Source organism: Marisediminitalea aggregata (assembly GCF_900129565.1).
GTDB classification, from domain to species: domain Bacteria; phylum Pseudomonadota; class Gammaproteobacteria; order Enterobacterales; family Alteromonadaceae; genus Alteromonas; species Alteromonas aggregata.
Genome location: NZ_FQWD01000006.1, coordinates 302,803 through 323,367 on the forward strand (window position 1 = coordinate 302,803; position 20,565 = coordinate 323,367).

The 20,565-nt window shown below is 48.1% G+C and carries 15 protein-coding genes and 1 pseudogene; 6 read left to right on the plus strand and 10 right to left on the minus strand.

Going from position 1 to position 20,565, the window contains the following annotated elements; all coding sequences use genetic code 11:
• The first annotated feature begins 138 nt into the window (after positions 1-138).
• On the plus strand, positions 139-3,327 hold the full coding sequence (gene rne / locus BUB81_RS18005; RefSeq protein WP_175555834.1) for a ribonuclease E: 3,189 nt from the start codon (positions 139-141) through the stop codon (positions 3,325-3,327).
• Between the two features lie 42 nt (positions 3,328-3,369).
• Entirely contained in the window at positions 3,370-4,356 is a 987-nt protein-coding gene (locus BUB81_RS18010; protein ID WP_084526696.1) for a phosphotransferase, read from the plus strand.
• Between the two features lie 326 nt (positions 4,357-4,682).
• On the opposite strand, the gene zapE is transcribed toward BUB81_RS18010, so the two are convergent.
• The 6 genes from zapE to BUB81_RS18040 all read right to left on the minus strand — a co-directional run bounded on the left by zapE (position 4,683) and on the right by BUB81_RS18040 (position 9,891).
• Positions 4,683-6,164: a cell division protein ZapE gene (gene zapE, locus BUB81_RS18015; RefSeq protein ID WP_073324733.1), complete on the minus strand. Its 1,482-nt coding sequence runs from the start codon at positions 6,162-6,164 to the stop codon at positions 4,683-4,685.
• 263 nt (positions 6,165-6,427) lie between these two features.
• Positions 6,428-7,198, minus strand: coding sequence for a type I methionyl aminopeptidase (gene map / locus BUB81_RS18020; protein WP_073324734.1), 771 nt, complete (start codon positions 7,196-7,198; stop codon positions 6,428-6,430).
• Entirely contained in the window at positions 7,191-7,397 is a 207-nt protein-coding gene (locus BUB81_RS18025) for a ParD-like family protein (protein ID WP_073324735.1), read from the minus strand. Before BUB81_RS18025 ends, map begins: the two co-directional genes overlap by 8 nt.
• 268 nt (positions 7,398-7,665) lie before the next feature.
• Complete coding sequence (locus BUB81_RS18030) at positions 7,666-8,463, minus strand: DODA-type extradiol aromatic ring-opening family dioxygenase (protein WP_073324736.1); 798 nt, start codon at positions 8,461-8,463, stop codon at positions 7,666-7,668.
• Positions 8,460-9,410, minus strand: coding sequence for a glutathione S-transferase family protein (locus BUB81_RS18035; protein ID WP_073324737.1), 951 nt, complete (start codon positions 9,408-9,410; stop codon positions 8,460-8,462). The genes BUB81_RS18030 and BUB81_RS18035 overlap by 4 nt, the downstream gene beginning before the upstream one ends.
• Positions 9,411-9,435: 25 nt before the next feature.
• Positions 9,436-9,891, minus strand: a complete 456-nt coding sequence (locus BUB81_RS18040; protein WP_073324738.1) for a DoxX family protein — start codon at positions 9,889-9,891, stop codon at positions 9,436-9,438.
• Positions 9,892-10,038: 147 nt separating this feature from the next.
• Between BUB81_RS18040 and BUB81_RS18045 the strand changes: the two genes are divergently transcribed.
• Positions 10,039-10,968: a LysR family transcriptional regulator gene (locus BUB81_RS18045; RefSeq protein ID WP_073324739.1), complete on the plus strand. Its 930-nt coding sequence runs from the start codon at positions 10,039-10,041 to the stop codon at positions 10,966-10,968.
• An 11-nt stretch (positions 10,969-10,979) separates the two neighbouring features.
• Here the strand turns inward: BUB81_RS18045 and BUB81_RS18050 are convergent, their stop codons facing one another.
• Both BUB81_RS18050 and nhaC read right to left on the minus strand, forming a co-directional pair.
• Positions 10,980-11,897 (minus strand): aminotransferase class IV, encoded by a 918-nt coding sequence (locus BUB81_RS18050; RefSeq protein ID WP_073324740.1) that lies wholly within the window; start codon positions 11,895-11,897, stop codon positions 10,980-10,982.
• Positions 11,884-13,326, minus strand: coding sequence for a Na+/H+ antiporter NhaC (nhaC, locus tag BUB81_RS18055; protein ID WP_073324741.1), 1,443 nt, complete (start codon positions 13,324-13,326; stop codon positions 11,884-11,886). Before nhaC ends, BUB81_RS18050 begins: the two co-directional genes overlap by 14 nt.
• Before the next feature lie 239 nt (positions 13,327-13,565).
• On the opposite strand from nhaC, the gene BUB81_RS18060 reads away from it, so the two are divergent.
• Positions 13,566-14,294 carry a sulfotransferase-like domain-containing protein gene (locus tag BUB81_RS18060; protein WP_073324742.1) on the plus strand — a complete coding sequence of 243 codons (729 nt, stop codon included), beginning with the start codon at positions 13,566-13,568 and terminating at the stop codon, positions 14,292-14,294.
• Between the two features lie 423 nt (positions 14,295-14,717).
• Positions 14,718-16,274 (plus strand): alpha-N-arabinofuranosidase, encoded by a 1,557-nt coding sequence (locus tag BUB81_RS18065; RefSeq protein ID WP_073324743.1) that lies wholly within the window; start codon positions 14,718-14,720, stop codon positions 16,272-16,274.
• Between the two features lie 832 nt (positions 16,275-17,106).
• Here the strand turns inward: BUB81_RS18065 and BUB81_RS18070 are convergent.
• Together BUB81_RS18070 and BUB81_RS18075 are read right to left on the minus strand one after the other, a co-directional pair.
• A complete protein-coding gene (locus tag BUB81_RS18070) occupies positions 17,107-17,955 on the minus strand; it encodes an alpha/beta hydrolase (protein ID WP_217653479.1) in 849 nt (282 codons plus the stop codon).
• 244 nt (positions 17,956-18,199) lie between these two features.
• Positions 18,200-19,357 carry a glycoside hydrolase family 43 protein gene (locus BUB81_RS18075; RefSeq protein WP_084526699.1) on the minus strand — a complete coding sequence of 386 codons (1,158 nt, stop codon included), beginning with the start codon at positions 19,355-19,357 and terminating at the stop codon, positions 18,200-18,202.
• Between the two features lie 633 nt (positions 19,358-19,990).
• Between BUB81_RS18075 and BUB81_RS18080 the strand changes: the two are divergent.
• Positions 19,991-20,319: pseudogene (locus tag BUB81_RS18080) on the plus strand (transposase zinc-binding domain-containing protein); the annotation flags it as partial.
• Between the last annotated feature and the right edge of the window lie 246 nt (positions 20,320-20,565).

The window sequence follows — 20,565 nt, forward strand, 5'->3', positions numbered from 1 at the left end:
GCTTTGGCGGACAAAACTAAGGGTAATACAACGTACAACAGGATCCCCGCCCAACGAGAGGTTGCGCGGTGAGGTTTTGCACAGTCAACACAATTGTGTATCTAGGCGGCTGTAAGCACTATTACAGAGTTAGATACAATGAAAAGAATGCTAATCAATGCAACTCAACAAGAAGAGTTGCGGGTAGCCTTGGTCGACGGGCAGCGCCTGTACGATCTGGACATCGAAAGTCCTGGACACGAGCAGAAAAAAGCCAATATTTACAAAGGTAAAATCACTCGCGTAGAACCCAGCCTGGAAGCGGCTTTTGTTGACTACGGCGCTGAACGCCACGGTTTCCTTCCCCTCAAAGAAATTGCCCGAACCTATTTCCCTAAAGACTACAAGCTTGAAGGCCGTCCTAACATCAAAGATGTGATCAAGGAAGGTCAGGAAGTTATTGTTCAGATCGACAAAGAAGAACGCGGCCAGAAAGGCGCGGCGTTAACCACTTTCTTGTCGCTGGCTGGCAGCTACCTGGTACTTATGCCAAACAACCCTCGCGCTGGCGGTATTTCTCGCCGTATCGAAGGTGATGAGCGTACCGACCTGAAAGCGGCTTTATCGAAATTAGACCTGCCAGATGGCATGGGCCTGATCGTTCGTACCGCGGGTGTAGGCAAATCTTATGAAGAACTGGACTGGGATTTACGCGTTCTGCTGACCCATTGGGAAGCGGTTTCAAAAGTAGCGGAAGAGCGCCCTGCTCCCTTCCTGATCCACCAGGAAAGTAACGTTATTGTTCGTGCAATCCGCGATTATTTGCGCCGCGATGTTGGCGAAATCCTGATTGATAAAACCAGCGTTTACGAACAGGCATTGCAACACATTCAGTTGGTTCGCCCGGACTTCGCGAACCGTGTAAAACAGTACAAAGGCGATGTGCCTTTGTTCAGTCACTACCAAATCGAAAGTCAGATCGAGTCGGCGTTTGAACGCGAAGTGCGCCTGCCGTCGGGTGGTTCAATTGTTATTGACCCAACCGAAGCCCTGACCTCTATCGATATCAACTCTGCCCGTGCAACCAAAGGCGGCGATATCGAAGAAACCGCATTAAACACTAACCTGGAAGCCGCCGACGAAATCGCACGTCAATTGCGTCTGCGCGACCTGGGTGGTCTGGTCGTTATCGACTTTATCGATATGACACCAGTGCGTCACCAACGTGAAGTAGAAAACCGAATCAAAGAAGCGGTTCGCCCTGACCGCGCTCGCGTTCAATTAGGCCGCATCTCGCGCTTCGGCTTACTTGAAATGTCTCGTCAGCGCCTGCGTCCGTCTCTGGGTGAGTCTGCACACAATGTATGTCCTCGCTGTTCAGGTCACGGTACCATCCGCGGTACTGAATCACTGGCTCTGTCGATTTTGCGTATTCTTGAAGAAGAGAGTATTAAAGACAATACAGGTCAGATTGAAGCGCAATTGCCTGTCCCTGTGGCCACTTACCTGCTGAATGAAAAGCGTAAAGCAATTCAGAATATCGAGAAACGCCACAACGTCAGCTTGCTGATTATTCCTAATCCGAACTTCGATACGCCGCATTATCAAATCGTTCGTCACCGCACCGACGATGTCATCACAGATGCCAGCTACAACGTGCAACTGGCCGAAGCAGAAGCCGAGGAAACTAAATCCAGTACAGCAACGCCGGTTAAACGCGAAGAACCCGCGTTAAAAGGCCTGATTGCGCCTACCCAGGCACCAGTAGTGCCAGCAGCGGCACCTGAAGCTAAAGCAGAAGAAAAACCCGGCTTATTCGCCGCACTTGGCAATTGGTTGAGCAAGTTGTTCAGCAGCGAAGAAGAAGCGCCTAAGCCAGAGCCGAAAAAAGGCCGCAACAGTGGTCAGAATAATCGCAAGCGTCAGAACGACAAGCGTCGTAATCCGCGCAACAACAAAAACCGTCGTAAGAACACCAACGACAAGGCCACAGATGCGCCAGAGAAAGACAACAAAAATGAGTCTACTGGTAATAGCAAGCCGCGTCAGGATCGCAACGAACGTAATAACCGCGGTCGCAATCGCTCTCGTAAGCCACAGTCGGATAAAGCCGCTGACAACACCAATGCGGTAGAAGCAACTGCTAAGACGAATGAGTCAGAACAGGCTACCGAGAAGAAAAGAGTGGTCAAAGAACGTCGCCAGCGTCGTAACATGAAAGGCAGTGTTCGAGCGAAGAACAACCAGGCGCAATCTGCAGCTTCAGAGAACGCGCTGGACGAGAACGTAAAAGCACAACAAGCTAATGCTGTTAAAGCTGAAGTTGCCGAGAAAGCGACGCAAAGCAATGAACAGGAAGCTGCTGAAGTGAATGCAGTTAACACACCTGTTCAGGCAGAAGCCGTTGTTGCTGAGCAAGTTGTTAATGAGCAAGCTGCGCCAACAGCGAAAGACGCTGAAACTCCGGCTGTAGCAAATGAAGCTGAAACCAGCGAACAAACTGAGTCTGACGAAGACAAAGCGAAATCGGAAAAAGGCGCACGTAGCCGCAGCCGTCGCTCACCTCGTCACGCTCGTGCAGCTGGCCAGCGTCGCAAGAAGGACAAGGCACCTGAAGCTGATGCAGAAGCCACTCCAGCTGTGCAACAGGATGAGCTACAGTTCGATATGCCTGAAAGCAGCGCAGAATCAACTGAAGCCGAGTCTGAGCCTAAGCAGGTAGAAATCAATCTGGATGCAGACAACGCTCCAGTTGAAGCCACTGTTGCTGAAGAGAAAGCCCCTAAGGCCCCGGAAGCGCCTGCAGAAGTAGAGAAAACAGAAGTAGCAGAGGAAACACAACCTGAAGCTGCTGTTGAGTCTGAAGCGCCCCAGGCAGAGGTGGTTGAAGCAACCACTGAAACTGCGCCTGTAGAAGCTGAATCAACAGAAGCGGCAAGTGAGGCAGAAGCCCCTGTTGCGGAAGAATCAGAAGCAGCAGAAACTACACCTGTTGAATCAGTTCAAACTGAAGAAGCCGAAGCGCCTGCGAATGCAGAGCCAGTTGCTGAAACCAGTGAGCCTGAAGCAGCTGAGCCAGTAGTTGAAGCGCCAGCTCAACCAGCAGAGAAGCCTGCGCCTGTAGCAAAACCAGCAGCCGTTGTTCACATGGCCAGCAGCTTAGGCAAATTCAACGTGTCTCACCCTATGGCCAACCCGGCTGAGGTGAATGACCCGGTTGTTGACGTTGCACTCACTGCCAAGCAGGACGATCAACGCCCTGCGCTGATTGTATCAGGTAGATTGGCAACCATCGCCAGTGCGTCTAACGCCGCATCGGCGCCGACAACGCGGCCAACAACGTTGTAATAATACTAAGGCGGCTAACTAGCCGCCTTTTTTATCACACCAATGAACACACATTCCGATCTACTCCCCCACGACATAATGCAATGGTTACTCACCGTAACCGATGACCCTGAGCTAACGCAGTTTTCTCTGGTGCAACCGTTATGGAGTAACTTTGGTAAGCTGATCCGCTGTTTTTCCCCTCGCCGTCAGGCACCGCTTATTGTGAAGTGGATATGCCAGCCAGAGGAGTTTAATCATCCCAGGGGCTGGAACAGCCAAACCAGTCAGCTGCGTAAATGGCAATCTTATGCTGTAGAGCGCGAGTATTACCGGGCTTACGCTAAGCCACATCAATACGCCGTGCCCCAACTTATTGCTCAACAACAAATAGGTGACAGTCAGGTTCTGGTGCTATCTGACTTGGATGATGAAGGGTTTCCGTTAAGGCCTGCATACCTCACGCTGAAGCAGTGTGAACCCGTGCTGCAATGGTTGGCTGCCTTTCACGCAGAGCATCTCAATACACCTGCCGATGCATTGTGGGAAAGAGGCAGCTACTGGCATCTGGCGACCCGTCAGGATGAATGGCACGCCATGGAAAGTGGCCCACTTAAAGATGCAGCGGCTGCATTGGATTCAGCCCTTCGCAACTGCCCTTTTCAAACGCTGATCCATGGTGACGCTAAACTGGCCAACTTTTGCTTTAGTCGCGATTTAACCCGGGTTGCCGCGGTAGACTTTCAATACGTGGGTGGCGGCATTGGCGTGCAGGACGTAACCTATTTCTTAGGTAGCGCGCTAAGCGATGAAGATTTACTGAATCACACACCGGCCTTTCTCAATACGTATTTTGAGGCGTTGAGCAAACGATTGTCAGCGCACTATGACAAGCAAACAATAGAAACCCTGTGCGACACCTGGCGGAACCTGTATAACGTGGCCAGTGCCGATTTCCACCGCTTTTTAAGCGGCTGGAGCCCGTCTCACGCTAAAATCAACGAAAGTCTGCAGTACCATACTCGCTTAGCACTGGCTCAAATTGCCTAGCGAGAATTTAGGGGCTGCTGACCTTTGCCGTATGTTCTTGCAGCGAGTTGTTCGTCATAGAAGCGTTTGAATCTTTATTGTAGGAAAGTAATAAAGTCTCATAGTTCGAGTACTATAGTTTCGTACTGACAACGTGTCTTTGTGGTCCGGGCTGTGTGAAAACTCATTAGTTACCGATGCCCTTGTGAATGCTCTACACCGTAAATCTGGGTTCTGTAAAAATATTGAATGAGCGATGTGGCAATTCTTAGATTTTCAATGCAGATATCAGTGCTTGAACGCTCATGATATTCATCATTCTTTTGAAGTTGTAAGCCAAGATATTGTTATTGCCGTCCCCATTCCTTTCCACCCATTTCTACCAACCGGGACGCGGCTCGTCGAAATGAAAAGGCGAGATCATTGGCGGACGATAATTGTGCCAGTGACACGCCTATTCGCCCCGTCGCCGACCACTCATAGTATTCCCCCTTTTTGGTGCGAATCATGGTCGTCGCAAAGGAACTCGAGTTCCCCCCCTTCTCACTGACAATCAATTCTCCATCTTCATCACTGCTTTCGACTTGCGCTTCAAAATCAACAAACAATTCGTCGAGCGGGACTTGTGCCGTCAGCACCAAGCGGGTGCGAGACTCATAACACGCGTCAATGAGGGTCACGAAGCGTCTCGCTTCGTCGAGGTGATTGGCGTCCAATTGGGGGACACGTTCCATGATGATGACCGGAAATCGGTCGCAGAGGGAAATATAATCGGCCGCGCCGAGCGGTTGGCAGCACAACTCGGCAAAGTCAAACCAAGCACACCGGTCATTAAATCGGGCGACTTGGACGGAGCGATCAAAGAGTACTTGAATATCCTCGGCCTCAGTTCCGGATGCAGTGCCACCAAATATTTCTTCCAACTGCGCCTGCATGTTGTTTTTACTATTATTATCGCCGTGAAGATCCTTGTTTGACCAAAAATAGGATTGACCATCGGCTCGAGTTGCGAGCCGATAATCCTTGGGACAATCCTCCATGGAAATAATGTCGAACGTGTGTTTTAACATGTCTATGAATGGCAAAAAGAGGGAACGGTTGATGCCTCCCTCATACAAGGTATCGGGTGAGCGATTTGAGGTGGCCACCACCACAACATTCCAATCTAATAAGAATAAGAAAAGCCGCTTCAAAATCATGGCATCGGCAACGTCTGTTACTTGAAATTCATCGAAACAGAGGAGTTGGGCTTCTTGTGCCAATTGTTGCGCAATGATGGGAATTGCATCATCTCGTGGGTGTTTCTGCTTGTAGACAAAGATTCGATGATGGACGTCTAGCATGAATTCATGAAAGTGGACGCGGCGTTTGGTAATTTTTGCGTGTTTGAGGCTGTGGCTGCCATTATTACAGCAGGAATCGTCATCAGAAATATCAACCGAATCGTAAAAGAGGTCCATCAGAAAGCTCTTGCCGATCCCGACGGGTCCATGAATGTATAAGCCTCGCGGTGGTGGACCAAAAGACCACAAATGGAACTTTTTTCGAAGAAATGACTGGGCGGATGCTAAGGACCGCGCTAATGACAGTGAACCGCTGCTTGTACAACTGCTCTCTGTCGGTTCTTCGATACGCACGGGGACTGGTGGGAGCGAGGCAAGAGACAGGTACAGGGCATCGAATTTTGCCGCCAGAGCGACTTGCGCCTCATCTCGTTGCACCTCCCCCGCATTTATCTTACGTTCATACGCAGCGGACACCGGGCCTGTAAGGATGGACCGCGGAGCGACGCGGTGCTTTGCTGTCATATTCTTCATCACAGCCTTCATTATGATCCTGATGGGTTTTCAACATAGTGATATGGTACGAAAGATTGCTGTATGGGTATCAAATGAATTTGTATTAGAGACTGAAGTTTCCAAGACAAGCGTCTCTTAAAGATGTGCAAACCTACTCTGAATGTTGCTTTTCTTCATTGTTGGCCTAGTTCGACCGCTATTTGTCGAATTTAGCCTCTCAACATAATCTGTGCGGCTCAGAAGTACGTTTTGCGGACCTTCGGGATTCTACCTTTTGGTTTTGTCTGCTCAGTTCATTGCATTTCGGTAGGACGGAGGGTCAACACTTCGTATCCAGTTTGTGTAACCAGTATAGTGTGCTCCCATTGCGCAGATAGCTTTTTGTCCCGAGTAACTACAGTCCAGCCGTCTTTTCTCAATTTGGTTTTATGGCTACCTTGATTGATCATAGGCTCAATAGTAAATGTCATGCCTGCTTGTAATTGCATGCCCGAATTCGAAGAGCCATAGTGCAACACTTGTGGCTCTTCATGCATTTCTTTACCAATTCCATGCCCACAATATTCACGCACAATGCTGTACCCGTGCCTTTCTGCATGATTCTGGATAGCAAAACCAATATCACCAAGCGTAGCACCGTGTTTTACCGTTTTAATTCCCGCCCACATTGCTTCATATGTCACATTAACAAGCTTACGGGCAGTGGGTGAAACGCTACCTATTAAATACATTTTACTGCTATCAGCAATAAAGCCATTTTTTTCAAGAGTGATATCAATATTGACAATATCGCCATTTTTAAGTTTTTTGGCAGGCGACGGTACGCCGTGACATATCACCTCATTGATCGAACTATTCAACACGTATTGGTAGCCGTATTGTCCCTTACTCGCGGGCCTAGCCTTGAGTGTGTGAACAACGAAACGCTCAACAAAGTCATTTACTTCTAAAGTGGACATGCCCGCACTTATCACCTTGTCTAACTCAGTAAAAACACGCGCCAATAACTGACCCGATTCGCGCATCAATTGAATTTCGTGCGCTGATTTCACCAAGCTATTCATTGACCAATCTGACCGACTCCACGTTTTGAGAACGCATTTCACGTTCAATAATTTGTTCATAAGTTAACGTTGGATTCTGCTCGGCGATTCGACCTACTTTCATCCAAAATTCTGCTTGAGAATTTATTGAACGCTCCATTACCGTACTGGTTTTACGAACCTCTTCATGGAGAGCATCTGAAATTTTTACTATACCCATAACTAATGCATTTAATATATACTTTGCTACATAATGTAGCATTGTGTATATTTTTGCAATGAAAAATACGTGACAAAGTAAAACTAAAAAGGCTGTTATCAATACTGGTTAAAAATGATCTGTTGACCCTTCGTTCATCAAACTAGGTCGACCGACCGCAATTTGCCTAAAGAGGCCTAACCCAGCCAGTTAAGTTACTTCCGCTATTCGCTCAAAGCCGCCTTGAGCAGTATGAAACTTTATTACTCTCCGGCATTTGTCACAGCCCCTATAGCCAGCCAAAAAAGCCGGCGCGTTTGTTCAGCACCATGATGTCTTCATAGTTATCGGTTCCCCGGCCAGCAGCGCCAGCGCATACATGCAAAGGCAAAAGATGCTCTTCTCGCGGATGGCAAAACCGTGCTCCAGGCGCTTGTTCCCAATTGGTCAGTCGTTCACGAATCGAAGCGTAGCTGTGCTTTGAAGACAGGCTCTCCTTCAACCACTGTTCGAACGCGTTGTTTAACTGTTGTGTTTGCGCCGTTGCCGGTGAGAAAAATGCCCGCATATTGTGAAACGAAAAGCCAGAGCCAATAATCAACAGGTCATCCTGTGGTATCTTCGCCAGAACTTCGCCCACTTTCAGGTGTAATGCAGGATCAAGCGTTGCAGACAGCGACACTTGCACCACCGGAATGTCAGCCTCAGGGTACATTAATGTCAGCGGCACAAATACGCCGTGATCAAGACCGCGCTTAGATTCTGTTTTGGCCGGGATCCCTGCGCTATTTAGTTCAGCCACTATGCACTTCGCTAATTCAGGTTCACCCTTGCAGGGGTATTTGATTTGATAGCTTTCAGGCGGAAAGCCATAGTAATCGTAGAGTAGCGCCGGAGCTGATGCGTCAGTTACCCGAATCTCATCTGCCTCCCAATGTGCACTAATCACAATAATCGCTTTAGGCTTTCGCAGTTGCTGTGGCAGCGTTTTCAACTGCTCGACCAATGCAGCATGCGCAGGGTCGTTCAACAAAGGCAATGGACCGCCTCCATGGGAAATAAAGACAATCTGCTTTGTAGTATTCATAAATCAGTCTCCGGCCCTTTCGGCACAATACCCGATGGATTCAATGCTTTAATGGAGTAATAACCCGCTTTGATATGGTCGATATTAACGGTCTCTGCCATACCCTCTAATTGGTATATGCGCATCATGTAACGCTGCAAATGCTCGTAATCGCGGATTGGCTTTTTATTACACTTAAACAAACCGTAATACGCAACGTCAAACCTTACCAGCGTAACAAACAAGCGAATATCGGTTTCGGTTAACTGATTGCCCAGCAAATATTCCCGCCCATCGCTCAGCGTGTTTTCCAGCACGTCGAGCATGGTAAACACATTGTCGTACGCCTCGTCGTAGGCTTGTTGGGAAGAGGCAAAGCCCGCCTGGTACACACCGTTGTTTAACTGGGTATAAATCCTGTCATTCCAGTGCTCTATGTCATTCGCCAGCGCTTCAGGATACAGATCTGGCCCTTGTTGGGTAAAGTCGGCAAACGCTGTATTCAGCATACGCACAATATCGGCCGATTCATTGTTCACAATGGTTTGTTGTTGCTTGTCCCACAATACAGGCACGGTTGCCCGGCCGGTAAAATCGCTGTCAGCCTGCGTGTATATTTCGTGCATGTAGCTGGCGTTCAGCAACGGGTCTGCCTGAGCGCCTTCAAAACCACCAAATTGCCAACCCTGTTCACTTAATCTCGGATTAACGATGGTTACGCTGATATAGCGAGTTAACCCTTTCAACGCTAACACCGCTAGCACACGGCTTGCCCAGGGGCAGATCAACGCAGCGTACAGGTGGTAACGACCCGGTTCGGCTTTAAAGCCACCTTTGCCTGTCGGTCCTGGCGCACCATCGGGCGTGATCCAATTGCGAAAGGACGATGTTTGACGAATAAACCGGCCTTGCTCATCTTTGCTTTGAACGGGATGCCAATTGGCATCCCATTTTCCATTCACTAACATCTTCGTCTCCTTTTTTTCAACAAAGCTACTGGGCCGATGCGAATTTATTAGCAATCAGGTTGTCCACCGCTAGTCGCCCTGCTCCGCTAAACACCAGCGACAAGGTAGCGGCAAACAGCGCCAGCGCGTATTCGTAACCGCCGTTCGACAGGAATAACCCGTTACTGATGTGTGCGGTAAAGATGGCCATGAGCATGGTAAAGGCACTCACCAGTGCGGCAGGTCGTGTCAGCACTCCTAACACCAACGCCAGGCCACCGAAGAATTCTGCACTACCGGCTAAAAGCGCCATCAGGAAACCCGGTGCAAGCCCGATGCTTTCCATATACTGTCCGGTGCCTTCGAGGCCATAACCGCCGAACCAGGCAAATAACTTTTGTGCGCCGTGAGCCGCAAGCACAATACCAACGGGTACTCGCAATACCAAAGCAGACAAACCGGCATTAGAAGTAAAAAGTGAAGTAAGTAATTTAGTGTTCATAGTATTTCCTTAAAATTGTGTCGTTGCGTTGGAAGGGACCGCCCCTTCGCTTCATCAGTGTGCTTACTATACTTCTTCACTATTGATTGATTAAGAGCACTAAAATAGACTAACTATCAACAATACGTTGATAATAAGAGCAGTGATATGGATAGAATTGACGCGATGCGTGCCTTTATAGCGGTAGCCAAACTGGGTTCATTCAGCGCGGCGGCAGATAAGCTGGACAAGAGCCCACAGCTGATAAGCAAATACGTCTCCCAGCTAGAGACCCACCTCACCACGCGTTTATTGAATCGGACCACGCGCAAAGTGCATCTTACCGAGGCAGGTGAGCGTTATGTGATCCGGGCAGAACAAGTGCTCAACGATATTGACGAAATGGAAAGTCAGTTAGGCGATATGCAAGCCAACGCAAAAGGCTTACTTCGCATAAGCGCCCCTGTTGCATTTGCTACTCTGCATCTGGCCCCGCTTATACACGCTTTTCAGCAGCAATATCCGGATGTGGATATCGACTTGCAGCTTAACGACCGCAAAGTGGATATTGTTGAAGAAGGCTTTGATATTGCCCTGCGTATTGGCAACCTGAAAAATTCTTCGCTGATCGCCCGCCGCCTGACCACCATTCGAATGGTGTTGTGCGCTGCGCCAGCGTATTTAGCTGAATTTGGTACGCCAGACAGTCTGGAAGCACTGAAGTCACATAACTATTTGCGCTACAGCTATCTGGACGCCGACAACGGCCCGCTACCGCATCAATATCTGGTAGGTACGACCCATGACCAACTGGGCAAACTGAGCTGTAATCATGGCGGCCTGCTCAGTCAGGTGGCGGTGTTGGGCCAGGGTATCGTGTTGCAACCCACTTTTATTTGCTACAAGGCACTGCAAGCAGGATCACTGTCAGTGATTCTGCCTGAGCACACGCCAGAGCCAATTCACCTGTATGCCGTGTATGCTCACCGTCAGTTACTGGCCAGTAAAGTACGCGCGTTTATCGACTTTGCCAGCCAGTACTTTGGTGAAACGCCTTATTGGGACAGCGTTCTGTCAGAACAGCTGAAGCAAACATAGGCACACGGCGGCTAGTTGATTTCTGCCATGGCATGGTAAAGCTCGCGGATACGCTTAACCATTGGTCCGGGTTTACCCTCGCCAATACTGCGCCCATCTACGTCGATAACCGGCGTTTGTGCGCCGAACGTGCCAGTAACAAAGGCTTCATCTGCACTGTATACGTCGACTAAAGAGAAGTTTTTCTCGAAAACCGGTATACCGTGCATCCGGCACACATCAATAGTTTTCTGCCGCGTGATCCCTTTCATTGCATAGTCACCGGTAGACGTCCACACCTCGCCTTTTCGCACAATGAAGAAATTAGTGGAGTTACAGGTACTCACAAAGCCATGAGGATCTAACATCAGGGCTTCATCAGCACCGGCTTTGTAAGACTGAATCATAGCGGTAATACAGTTTATTTTACTGTGTGAGTTCAAGCGCGGATCCTGTACATCCGGGTGCCCTCTTCGCACATGTACGGTAAACAGCTTAATGCCCTGCTCTACCGGTGTCAGGTCCTGCGATTTATACTCCGCAATGATCACAATAGTCGGCCCCCACAAGCTGAGCCTTGGGTCCTGATACGGCGTTTTCTTAGGCCCACGGGTCACCATTAAACGCGCATGTACACCATCGGTCATACCGTTAGCTTCCACTGTGGCATAAAGCGCATCAGTAAGCTCCTGACGGGTTTTGCCAATATCCATATCCAGCGCCTTGGCACCGGCAAACAAGCGGTCGAGGTGGTCGTCAATAAAGGCGAATTTACCGTTGTGCAACCGCAACCCTTCCCATACGCCGTCGCCGAGCATAAAACCACTGTCGTAAACAGATACCTTGGCCTCGTGTTTAGGCACTAAATCGCCATTCACGTATATTTTAATATGCTGATTTCGCTCGTCGTCAATCGACGCGTGTGCACCACCGGCTTTATGTTCCTGCATCCTGTTTCCTCATAAATGCGTTATCACTCATCATCTTATCCTGCTTTTCGTTGCGGGTTGGCATAAACCAGTTTAACGCCGCCCACAGCAGGTCAAACAACGGTGCCAGCCAGTTCGCAAAGGCAAACGGGGCATATAAGATAGTGGGAATACCCAATGTACCGGCCACATAAACGCCACCGGAATTCCACGGAATAAGCGGTGCACTCATGGTGGCACCGTCTTCCAGTAAACGTGACAAATTTGCGCCTGACAAGCCGCGCTGATGAAAAGCAGGCAGCAGCATTCGGCCTGGTAAGGTATAGGCAATAAACGCGTTGCTGGCAAAATTAAACCCCAGCGCCGCCAATAGCGTTACCAGAACCAATCGAAAACGGGTGCTTGCGACATTCAATAACGCTTGTAGCAAGGTTTGCAGACTGCCTGTCGCCTGCAATGCCCCGCCAAGCGCCATGGCAAGAATAATCAAAGAGATCACCCACATCATCGACATCAGGCCGCCTTTTGACAGCAGCGCATCCAGCCCAGCCTGCCCGGTTTGGCTCTTAAATCCGTTCATTAGTAACTGAGCCAGTGATTCCGGCGATACCCCTTGCCCCACCACAGCCACAAGACATGCTGCCACTACACCGAAGAACAAACCTGGTATTGCGGGCAGACGGAAATAGATTGTTAAAGCAATCACGCCGGGCGGTATTAATACCCACCAGGCAAGGTCGAAATGTGCCTCCAGACTAGCCGAGAGCGCCGTTAACGAGGTATTGTCGACGGGATTTGAGGCCGAATCCGGGCCAAGCCAGTAATACAAAATCAACGCAATGCACATGGCCGGCAATGTACTGGGGATCATGTTGCGAATATGCGTGTATAAATCGACTCGCGCAATCGCCGCCGTGAAATTCGTGGTATCAGACAGTGGCGACATCTTATCGCCAAACCAGGCCCCCGACACAATGGCGCCGGCGCACAGCGCCAATGAAATACCCAACACATCAGCCATGCCCATTAACGCCAGGCCAAGCGTGCCTACTGTGCCCCATGATGTGCCCGTAAAAACAGAAACCAGCGCACAAAGTAAACAGGTAGCGGGTAAAAACCAGTCGGGCGAAATGAGTTTTATTCCCTGAGCGGTGAGAAAAGGCACCGTGCCCGATGCAATCCAACTGCTGATAGTCATGCCCACCAACATGAATATGCCCAGTACTGGCAGGCTTTCGGCAATATTCCGAATCATCGAAGTCTGTACCGCATGCCAGGACACGCCCCGCAATACGCCAATGAACGCCGTTATGGCGCACCCCAGTAACAGCGGTATATGTGGGCCGCCATTTAAGCCAAACAGCACATACATCAGAATAGCGGCTGTTAGCACAACCGGCAGTAAGGCCCATACCAGCGCGTTAGAATTGGGAGATGACGGTTCTGCCACTTATGACCCTGCTCTTTACAATAAACAATACGTTTTAGCGGCGGATGCAAGAATCGTGGCAGGTAAAAATGACCGTAAGTGCTTTATTTGGCGTATGTTTTTGCTAATCAACGCATCATCATCGAACGGCTTGCCTGAAAAGGGTGCAGTGCAGTTATACCGGCATGAATTACATTGCAGCAGGCAGACTTGTCTCGTATGTTAGTAATTCAAATAACATAACAACACAGGGAAATGGAATGCGTATTGCGATGTGGTCTGGCCCCAGAAACCTTTCAACTGCCATGATGTACGCTTTTGGCGCCCGTGCCGATTGTGCCGTGTGGGATGAACCTTTTTACGCCCCGTTTCTGCACATTGGTGGCAGACCTGATCCCATGCTGGACACCATCTTCGACAAAGAAGAAACCAACCCTGAGAATGTGGCTAACCGCTGTGCAGGGTTAATCCCGGACAACAAATCGCTGTTTTACCAGAAACACATGCCTCAGCACATGCTCGAAGGCTTTCCACTGGACTGGATGGATGCAGTTAAACACGTATTTCTCATTCGCCATCCTGCGCGTGTGATTACGAGTTACACCAAGAAGAACGGCGTACCGACACTCAGTGACATTGGCGTAAAAGAACAAGCAGACTTATTTGCATCGTTAACCAAAAAGCATTCAGGCACGCCCATTGTTATCGACTCTGGCGACATTCGCTCTAATCCTGCAGCTTACCTTGAGGCCTTATGTAATGCGCTCAACATAGCCTGGGATCCGGCCATGCTGTCTTGGCCTGCCGGCGGCCATAAATCCGACGGAGCCTGGGCCCCACACTGGTACCCCGAGGTATGGAAAAGTACAGGCTTTGCTGGCCCGGAAGGCCCTGTTCCCGAAGTACCTGACGTATTACAGCCATTGTTAAATGAGGCAATGGGTTACTACAAGCAGTTAGCGGCATTTAAACTGACGCTGCCGGGATAGGGCTGAGTGTAATGGAGACGGTTCTGAGTGGGAGTGAGAGTTTATGTTAAAACGGTTTTTACTTTTGTTGTTTGGGCCCGCTTTAAGTGCGGAGTAGCCATACAATAAGTGGTAACGGGCATTAGTCGACAAGTTATAGTCACTCACAGTCAGTTCTGCAATCTTTAAATTCTCGCATTGAAGGAAAAATGCGTTGTTAACCATTAGCAGTCCGATCACAGTGTGATGAGTACTGTTATAGGTACAGCGATAATAACAGCACGAAAACGTCTAAAACTTAACTATCTGATACCAACCTGAAGAAGCTGAAATTTCCAGTCATTTACGAAAATCCATAAACTCAAATGGAAATCCTACTATCACGATTTAGTCTCAGAAAAGGTAGCATAAATGTTTAATTTTTGAATATGGAATGTAAGTGCAATGTTTAAAATTAAACCTTTACTGTTTTACTGTTTTGCCATGGCGACTCCAGCAGTGTTTGCAAAATCTGCATCTGTGGGTATCGATATACATTCAGAGCAACCCGGTCCTGTATTGAACAAAAACATTTATGGCCAATTTATGGAGCATCTGGGTCGCGGCATTTATGAGGGCGTCTGGGTGGGAGAGGACTCAAATATTCCCAATCAGGATGGTTTTCGCCTGGATGTTCTGAAAGCGCTTAAAGATCTAAAAGTGCCACTATTGCGCTGGCCGGGCGGTTGCTTTGCTGATGAATACCATTGGAGAGATGGTATTGGTCCTCGAGAAGAGCGCCCCCGGACCGTAAATAGTAATTGGGGCGGAGTTATTGAAGACAACGCCTTTGGAACTCACGAATTTTTTGCCTTTGCAGAGTTGCTAGGTGCAGAAACCTACGTAAATGGTAACTTAGGCACCGGTAGCCCTCGAGAAATGGTGGAATGGCTACATTATATGACCTCTGAAGCAGACACCACCCTTGTGCGGGAGCGAAAAAAGAACGGTCGTGATAAACCTTTTAAAGTTGATTATTTTGCGGTCGGCAATGAAAGTTGGGGGTGTGGCGGAAATATGACGCCCGATTATTACGCTGACCTGTATAAACACTATTCGGCTTTTTTGAAGGCGCCAGAAGACAACCTACCTAAATTTATTGCCAGTGGTGGTACCAACGATCAGACCGACTGGACACAGACTCTGGCGGAAAAAATTAAGCCTTCGTGGAGTCTGCGCATGAATGCGATTAGCCATCACTATTACACCATTCCCACGAATAACTGGGAAACGAAAGGTAGCGCCACCGACTTCCCAAAAGAAGAGTGGTTTTCAGCCCTACAGCAAACTCTGCTTATAGAAGACTATATTGTAGAGAACACTGCTATCCTGGATGAACATGATCCTGAAAAGAAAATTGGTTTCTACATTGATGAGTGGGGTACATGGTACGACGTTGATAAGGGCACTAACCCTGGCTTTTTGTATCAGCAAAACTCACTACGTGACGCCATTATTGCAGGTTTAAATATTCATATTTTCAATCGCCACGCTGAACGCGTTCAAATGACTAATATCGCTCAGATGGTGAATGTACTGCAGGCGATGATTTTAACCGATAAAGAAAAAATGGTTTTGACACCTACCTATTATGCATTTCAAATGCATATTCCATTTCAGGATGCGACCTATCTACCGATCAGTTTAAGCGCCACGCCAGTTTATAAACAGGGAGATGCCAGTATTCCGGCAATCAGCGCCTCTGCGGCGAAAGCGCTGGATGGCAATACCTACATTTCAATTGTTAATACTCAGTTGGAGGGTGCCATTGAAGTGACTTTAGAGCAGGTGAAACAGGCAAGAGGTAAGGTATTAAGCAGCGACATAATGGATGAACACAATACCTTTGAACAACCAGATAATATCCAGCCAAGTGACTACTCTGCTAATGTGAAAAATGGTAAAGCGGTCATTTTGGTGCCCGCGAAATCCCTTATGGTGCTGAACCTGGGACAGCTGTAACCCTTTACGAAAGTGCGCGAAAGGCAAACGTTGCAAGTAGAAAACCTTACTTTTTTGTTTTTCGCGCCTCTGCACTTCCTTGGCCGCGTTTCGTTTACTAACGCAGCGCCAATTCAACCTTTTCATAAAATGCCTGATGCACATTACCGATATTAATAGGTGCCAATAGGAAAACGGCCAAGTAAAGAATGCATTTAGCTAGCCTCCCTGCAAATAGGTTCGTGATTAAGGCGCGGCTTGCGTTGACGAGTTGGATAACTTCCCTCAGTACCTATGGTCTATAGTTAAATACCAAATTACTGCCTTAGCTTGACTGTAGAATACATAGACAGATTACGAAGACTCTTAGGCTGCGCATGCCCTGAGAGAATCAGCGCCAAACAGCTAACTGTTTCATGCTCGCTTTCTGGTCACTTAGCCCCAATCTCATTGTGATGTTTCCATACGAAACGGTATTAGAAATGATGAAAGAAATACAGTGGGGCTGATATCTGACTCAGGCGCAGGACAATACGAATTGCAGGGTGTCGTGTAACTCAGGCCTATGTAAAACTAACTGGCTCTGAAGATGCGACAATGAACGAGGTGAATTCACGTATTTAGAGGAGTTTGATAACGGAACATCTTCGGCTGATACCAATCTGTGAGACTAGACAAATACCATTTTCCTGTTTGCTCCAGTGACTCGTAACTCGGCAATGGCAAGGCACATAAGCCCTACCGCTTGCCTGAAGAAGCAGACTTTCAACCGCGAAGAAAGAAGCTGCTCTGCTCGTCTTTTTAGTATTATTTAGTTATACGCGGTTAAGTGAACAGCCCCTTTTTCAGCCCGTCAATTCCTATTTTTATCAAGCATTCCGTGCATAGTTAGCCAACTAACAAACGCGCTAAACCAGCCAGTACTGGTGGTTTCTTTTGGGTACATACCGAACCCGTGACCGCCCTGTTCATAAAAGTGAAATTCAACCGGTTTTTTGGCCGCATGCCAGTTCTCAATCAGACCAAACTTACTGTTAGCGAAGAAGGGATCGTCTGCCGCAAGTGCGACAAATAAGGGGGGCGCATTTGCAGGCACCTCTACAGCACTCAGAGGCCCGTAAATATTAGCAATGAATGCGGGGTCGGCATCTTCACCCACCAGCTCAGTAGCCATGGTCAACATGGCTCCAGCAGAAAAACCGATCATGCCGATACGGTCCGGGTCGATATTCCACTCGGCGGCGCGGCTTCGGATCAAAGCAAAGGCTGCACGAGAATCTTCGATCTGTGGTGCGAGTTGTACTTTCATTTGCGCAGGCTCCGGACGCGGTGGGCGTCGCCCTGTGTTGGAAAACATTTCCTGCATTGAACGTTTGAACGCTGCCATGTCGGCCGGGGTCTGGTTTAAACGATATTTAAGCACAAATGCAGCGATGCCTTGGTCTGCCAGAGCGCGGGCAACATCCCAGCCTTCGTTATCCATAGACAGTGTTCGAAACCCGCCACCAGGGGCAACCACTATTGCAGCGCCACTTGCTTTGTCCGGGTCAGGCAGAAAAGGGGTAAGTGTCGCTAGAGTAACATTGCGGGCAAACCGGCTACCGTACTGAGAATGCCAGCTTTCCCTAGCCTGTATATCAGGAAGTTCAGGCGTACCAATCACAATGGCATCAGGTTGGTCCGGTATGGCAATAGGAGTCATGGAGTCATCCTGCGCAAGAGTTTGCAAAGAAATCAGACACACAACTCCAAAAAAGACCGTCTGCACCTTCGTCTTTTTAGAGATACCCGACCGTTTATTTCGATTGTGCGGCGAAATCCGGTGCAAAGGTGTTAACAAGCCCCGCAAAAGGCCAGTTTCCTGATTGTTTGTTTTATTCATTTTATACCTAACTTTTTGCTGTCATAATTGTATGTTGGTGCGTAGCTAAAGCCAGAAACCATGGTTACGGTCTTGTGGTCCTGACAATGTTTTTAATGGTCCCATCTGAATTGAAATACACCCTGTCTATGGCCACCGACCTACGATAACTACCGCCTCCGGGAAGATCTGCATTGTGATAAGCAAGATACGTAGCGCCTTTGAATTCAAATAATGCAGGATGGATGGTAGTGGTGCCAGGCAAAGGGTCCATTATCACACCTTTGTATTCCCAAGGCCCAGTGGCAGATGAGCTGGTGGCATAGGCAATACTTTCCGGAAAACCGGCTGCATACACCAAATAGTACAGGTCATTATGTTTTGATACGTAAGGGGCTTCTTCGAAATTGGGCAAGGATTCCACAGCGTGGAATTTGACATTACTGGTATCCCGGTTTTGCATCCTTCCGCCGGCATCTAGGGTGTAGCTTTCGCCTTTGAGGTGTACCAAATCCGGCTCCAACTCCACCCACCATAACTGCTGATTTCCCCAGTAAAGATAAGCGCGTCCGTCATCGTCGATGAAAACAGCTGGATCGATATTGCGCCAGCTATGATCTTTATATTCAGCGGTATCCTCAAGCAAGATCATAGGCATTCCGCGCGGATCCACGAAGGGGCCTTCCGGGTTGTCAGATACACCTACCCCAATGGCGAAGCCAAACTCATCGTTTGTCTGACCGCCTTCTACCGTGGCGTAAAAATAATACCGAGACTCCCCCGAAGCTTCTTTGCGGTGTATTACATGATGGGCATAGGCGTTACCGGTTTTCTCATCACCCCGTGCCCAGTCGAATTCAGAGTATCTGAATACCGTCCCTTTATTATGCCAATTTATCATGTCAGTACTGGTAAAAAGGCGGTAGTCGTACATGCGGTAATCATTGCCATCGATGTACTGTTCATCGTGAGTGGTATAGAGGTACACCTTATCGTTAGCCACCATAACAGCAGGATCGGCGGTATAGATTATTTCACCCTCTTGATTAGTTGGGTCTTGGGTATCGTATTTGATAATCGGGTTGTCAAACGTTGTGGGAGCAGCAACTGATGCTACAATATTTTTACCTTCTTTCGACCCCGATGTTTCAGTTGTGCAGGCGACATTTCCTGACAATGATGTAATCAGCATTACCGGAATCATATATTTCATTCTGTTGTTAATACTCATTGCTGTACGCATTTACACAAATCCTCGTGTATGAAACTCAATGTGTACAGTTTGTTAAAAATAGTGTTAAAACGAAATGCGATGGGAATTACGAATCCGTTTAACAAGCTTACCTTATTTGTTCTTAGTCAGGCTTAACACGAGTGTGTTTGTATGCCCAATGGCTTGTCATCTTGAGTTACACAAGTAATAAGGGACATGGATTGGATAATGGTAGATGCCGATTAGAGTGACTCGGCGCCTGCGTGCAAGTAACAACAGTTTATGTCATTGAGTTAGGCTCTCCGAATTGAGAAATACAGTGTGAATAAACTTCCGGCATGTGCAAGCGGACATCTGATGATCAAGACTGTAATCGTTAGCTAAAGACAATGAAGTCCTCTGCATCAGAGTTAAACTTTGTAAATTTAGGAATAAAAAGAAGATCGTCTGCTAAGCCAAATTGATAAATAGTTTTCACACAGCCTGAAACGGTTGCTTGCAAACCTGATTTTTGATGGATTTAAGTGATAAAAGACAGATCACATCGATATCGTTCATTTAAACCAAGTAGCAAGACTTAACTACCCCACGGTACAGTAGCGCCTAGCATACTAGGATGCCATGGTGTTGGTATTGTAAAACGAATAAACCACAGGGAATGTTGTGCTACTCAACCAGAATGTCACCTACCAACGTCTTCGACCCGAGCAGACACTGCTGTATCAACTCGTACAGCAGCACTACCCACAATTTAGGAATAGAAAAAACTACCAATCCATGCAGACAAAGAGTTCGAAGAGTTTCTCAAGTGTGATCGGCTTGGACATGGATTTTTACGCTTAATCTGTGATGACTGCAAACATGAGAAGCTCGCTGCGTTTGGTTGTAAGCGCAGGTGTTTCTGCCCCAGTTGTAGTGCAAGACGTATGGCTGAGAGTGCTAAGCTACTGGTCGATGAAGTGTTCAGTGGCAATCCTGTGCATCAGTGGGTGTCGAGGAAGTGTTCGGGCAAACTCTACGAGATTACAGCGAACAGACGATGTTTAAACCGCTGGGTATGACCAGTACCTTCTATAACGTCGATCGTTAAGAATCGCACTTATGGATAAAAGCGTAATGAAGATGGCGAGTATGTTACTGAAATGACGAATTTATTTTGAGTGGGGGATGGCTGTCTACATACCATCCTGGATGACCTGCTTATTTGGAATAATCACTTTTACCAACCCTAACTAACT